The organism is Halorubrum sp. CBA1125 (assembly GCF_009742825.1).
Taxonomy (GTDB): Archaea; Halobacteriota; Halobacteria; order Halobacteriales; family Haloferacaceae; genus Halorubrum.
This window is the reverse complement of record NZ_WPCE01000234.1, coordinates 1-3,919: the sequence shown is the minus strand read 5'-3', so window position 1 is coordinate 3,919 and position 3,919 is coordinate 1. Positions and strand designations below refer to the sequence as shown.

At 69.6% G+C, this 3,919-nt stretch carries 4 protein-coding genes; 2 read left to right on the top strand and 2 right to left on the bottom strand.

Translation table 11 applies throughout. The annotated features are described in order from the left end of the window. Together GJ633_RS14790 and GJ633_RS14785 are read left to right on the top strand one after the other, a co-directional pair. The coding region (locus GJ633_RS14790) for a DUF790 family protein (RefSeq protein WP_156589422.1) at positions 1 to 1,383 on the top strand (1,383 nt) is incomplete at its 5' end. Positions 1,384 to 1,510: 127 nt separating this feature from the next. Beyond that, positions 1,511 to 2,065 (top strand): DoxX family protein, encoded by a 555-nt coding sequence (locus tag GJ633_RS14785; RefSeq protein ID WP_156589421.1) that lies wholly within the window; start codon positions 1,511 to 1,513, stop codon positions 2,063 to 2,065. A 205-nt stretch (positions 2,066 to 2,270) separates the two neighbouring features. On the opposite strand, the gene GJ633_RS14780 is transcribed toward GJ633_RS14785, so the two are convergent. Continuing rightward, complete coding sequence (locus GJ633_RS14780) at positions 2,271 to 2,822, bottom strand: hypothetical protein (protein WP_156589420.1); 552 nt, start codon at positions 2,820 to 2,822, stop codon at positions 2,271 to 2,273. Beyond that, positions 2,819 to 3,787 carry an RsmB/NOP family class I SAM-dependent RNA methyltransferase gene (locus tag GJ633_RS14775; protein WP_156589419.1) on the bottom strand — a complete coding sequence of 323 codons (969 nt, stop codon included), beginning with the start codon at positions 3,785 to 3,787 and terminating at the stop codon, positions 2,819 to 2,821. The genes GJ633_RS14780 and GJ633_RS14775 overlap by 4 nt, the downstream gene beginning before the upstream one ends. Between the last annotated feature and the right edge of the window lie 132 nt (positions 3,788 to 3,919).

Sequence of the window (3,919 nt, the reverse complement as noted above, 5' to 3'; positions counted from 1 at the left end):
CTCGACGCGCTGGAGGCCGACGCCGCCGACCGCGGCGGAGACTTCAAGCTCGTCCGCGGCCTCGCGGCGCTCGTCGAGCGCGAGTGCGCCTTCGAGACGCGCGCGCCGGTCCCCCCGCGTCGCGTCCGCCGGGCGACCTTCGAGGCGGCGGAGGCCGTCGGCGTCGCGACCGAGGCGGAGGGCGAGCGGGCGATCGACCGCGCGGCCGACGCGCTCGGGGTCGACCCCGGCGACGTGGAGGCGTCGCTGTACGCCGACCGCGACGTCAACGAGGTGCTCGTCGACGCCGACGTCCGCTTCGATCCGGACTCGCTGCTCGAACAGTACGACCTCTCGTTGGCCCAGACCGCGCTGTTCGACGCCACGGAGGTCCGGATCCGGTCGAACGACCCGAAGCGGCTCGTCTCGGCCGTCAAGCGGCTCCGTCTGATGTACGAGATCGAGCGGACCGCGGACGGGCGCGTGCTGGTCGTCACCGGGCCGGACGCGCTGTTCTCGCGCACGCGCCGGTACGGCACCGCCTTCGCGCGGCTGCTCCGGACGGTGGCCGAGTCCGCCGAGTGGGAACTGGAGGCGACGATCGACGATCGCGGACGCGAGCGAACCATGCGGCTCGACGCGGACGACGTGAGCGTGCCGGGCGTCGAGCCTGTCGTCGAGCCCGACTTCGACAGCGGCGTCGAGGCCGACTTCGCTGGGCGGTTCCGCGCGCTCGACCTCGACTGGACGCTCGTTCGAGAGCCCGAGCCGCTCGAAACCGGGGCCCGGGTGATGATCCCGGACTTCGCGTTCGAGTACGACCACGCCGACTTCCGGCTGTTCTTCGAGGTGATGGGCTTCTGGACGCCCGAGTACGTCGAGAAGAAGCTCGCCCAGCTCGCGGACGTGGAGGACGTGGACCTGCTCGTCGCCGTCGACGAGAGCCTCGGCGTCGGCGAGGCGATCGCCGCGCGCGACCACCGCGTGCTCACGTACACGGGAACCGTCCGGGTCAAGGACGTCGTCGACGTGCTCCGCGAGCACGAGGCCGACCTCGTCGCCGAGGCGGCCGCGGATCTCCCCGAGTCGTTCGCGCCCGACGACGACGCCGTCTCCCTCGCCGACTTGGCGGCCCGCCACGGCGTGAGCGAGTCGGCCGTCGAGGACGGTCCGTTTCCCGACCACGAACTCGTGGGTCGGACGCTGATCCGCCCGAGGGTCTTAGAGCGGCTGCGCGAGGAGATCGACGACGGGACGTCGCTGTCGGCGGTCGAGGAGCGGCTCGACGCGTACGGGATCGACGACGCGAGCGCGACCCTCTCAGCGCTCGGCTACCGCGTCGAGTGGGAGGGGCTGGGCGGCGGAACCGTTCGGGAGAAGGACGCCGCCGACGAACCTCGGTGAAACTCGGTGGGATCGTACGAGAGCGGTCGAGACGACACTTCCCGGGCCAAACGCGTCTCTCGTGGCGGATTTCACCGAAATGGTTTTCTGGGAAAACTATATCTGTTATGTTTGTTACACTCTTTTCATGAGTTCACGAGAGGTGAGTCTCGAAAGCACGATCGGAGGGATCAGCGTCGAGGGACAGCTCCACACGCTCAGCGTGTGGTTCATCCTCGCACTACGACTGATGATGGGACTCGCCTTCCTTCAGGCCGGAACGGGCAAGCTGCTCGGCGGAGAGTTCAGCGCCGCGGGGTATCTGGCGAACGCCCCCGCGGCGAACGGCAGTCCGTTCGCCGACCTGTTCGTCGCGATGTCCCAGACGGGACTGTTCATGGACTTCGTGAACGTCGCCGTCCCGTGGGGCCAGGTGTTGATCGGGCTCGGCCTGCTCGTGGGGTGTCTCACCCGGCTGGCGGCGTTCTGGGGGGCGTTCATGATGGTCCTCTTCTACTTCGGGAACTGGGACGTCGCTCACGGCTACATCAACGGTGATTTCGCGTACATGCTGGTCTTCCTCTCCGTCGCGGCCTTCGGCGCGGGCCGTATCCTCGGACTGGACGCCTACATCGAACGGTACGACGTCGGCGGCAAACCGCTCGTCGAACGCTACTCGTGGATGCGCTACTTCCTCGGTTGAGACGGTCCCGGTTGGCTTCCGCCTTCGAATCCCTTCGGACGAAGGGACGACCGTGTCGGCCCTCTCCGGCCGTACCGGCCCACCCGGATCGGGACGCATCGACCGACGATGATGCCCTCGACGGAGCCGGGTAGCCGTCCGCTCCGGACCGCCGTGAGACGAACGGGGGACGCGGCTCACGCGACGGCGATACGAAGGGTCGCGATCAGCGCTCGACGACCGGCAGGTCCGCCCGGCTCCCCTTCGGCACCACGGAGCGTAACTCGCCGTGGAGGTAGAGGCCGACCCCGATCGGGGCGGTCGCGCCCGCGATCCGGTGGGAGGCGATCAGGTACCCCCAGTCGCCGTCCCACTCGGGGAGGTCCTGGTCCTCGCCGGCGACGAACCGGCTCGCGCGCTCGGGGCCGAGTTCGACCACGTTCCGCGTCGCGTGGCTGCCGAACCGCTGGACTGCGCGGGTGGTCGGCTTCCAGTGCTCCTGGCGGGTCCGCAGGAACGTCATCCCGATCGCCTCGACCCGGCTCGGGTCGGTCGCCTCGCCGTTGAAGATCCAGATCTTCCCCGCGCCCTTCTCCCAGAAGCTGTAGCCGCCGAGCACCTCCCGGCCGATCCCGAAGCGCGTCTCCCACCAGTCGAGGACCTCCTCGCGGCTGGCCCGTCCCGCCACCTCGCGGTCCGCGGGGGTCTCCGGGAGCCGGTCGAAGCACTGGCCGTCGTTGGTCGGGTCGTTGTCGGGGTCGGGGTCGGGGTCGCTCATCGGGCCACCCCCGCCGCGTCGCGGGCGGCGGCGTCGCTTCCGCCGGCACCCTCCTCCGCCCCGCCGACGCGCAGCTTCGCGCAGAAGAACCCGCCCGTGTCGTTGTGGTGCGGGTACACCCGCTGGGCGCGCGTCACGGACTCGTCGTAGGACTCCCCCTCCCACTCGGTGACGCCCGGAACCGTGTCGAGCGGGAGGTCGAACGCGACCAGCTCGCAGTCTTCGTTCGCGAGAACGTGGTCGAGGACCGCCTCGTTCTCCTCGGGCGCGAACGTGCACGTCGAGTAGACGACGACGCCGCCCGGCCGGGTCGCCTGCACCGCTCGCGCGAGGACCCCCTTCTGGATCCCGGCGACCGCGTGGACGTGGTCGAGCGTCCACTCGTCGACCACGTCCGGGTTCTTCCGGCAGGTGCCCTCACACGAGCAGGGCGCGTCGACGAGCGCGCGGTCGAACGCGTCGAACGCGAGCGGCTTCACGGAGAAGTTCCGGGCATCTCGGTTCGTCACGACCGCGTTCGTCACGCCGAGGCGTTCGGCGTTGTGTCTGAGCGCCGAGAGCCGCCCGAGGTTGTTGTCGTTGGCGACGAGGGTGCCGGAATCGCCCATCGCGTCCGCGATCTGCGTCGTCTTACTGCCGGGCGCCGCGCAGGCGTCCCAGACGCGCTCGCCGGGTCGCGGGTCGAGCGCCAGCCCCGGCAACACCGACACCTCCTCTTGCCCGTGAATCCAGCCGTGGACGTACGGCCAGTTCCCGCCGGGGTTCCCGTCGGGGAGCCGAAAGAGCCCCTCGTGCCAGTCGACGGACTCGTGGGCGACGCCCGCCTCGTCGAACGCCTCACGGACGCGTGTCGGCGAGGCTTTGATCCGGTTGGTCCGGACGACCGACGGGAGCGGTCGGTCGCAGGCCGCCCGGAACGCGTCGACATCGTCGACGAGCGGTTCGTACCGCTCGAGTGGGTTCATGACCCACCTTTCGCGCCGGACGGTTAGTCGGTTTCGGGACGACGACGCACTCGGCCGCCGTCAGAATACCCGTCGTGTTAACTTTAAAGCATGATTCCACCAGACGCGTGGGCTTGTAACCACGTTTCCGCG

Coding starts and splice junctions, on each gene's coding strand:
- GJ633_RS14785 (WP_156589421.1), top strand. CDS start 1,511: ATGAGTTCACGAGAGGTGAGTCTCGAAAGCACGATCGGAGGGATCAGC.
- GJ633_RS14780 (WP_156589420.1), bottom strand. CDS start 2,822: ATGAGCGACCCCGACCCCGACCCCGACAACGACCCGACCAACGACGGC.
- GJ633_RS14775 (WP_156589419.1), bottom strand. CDS start 3,787: ATGAACCCACTCGAGCGGTACGAACCGCTCGTCGACGATGTCGACGCG.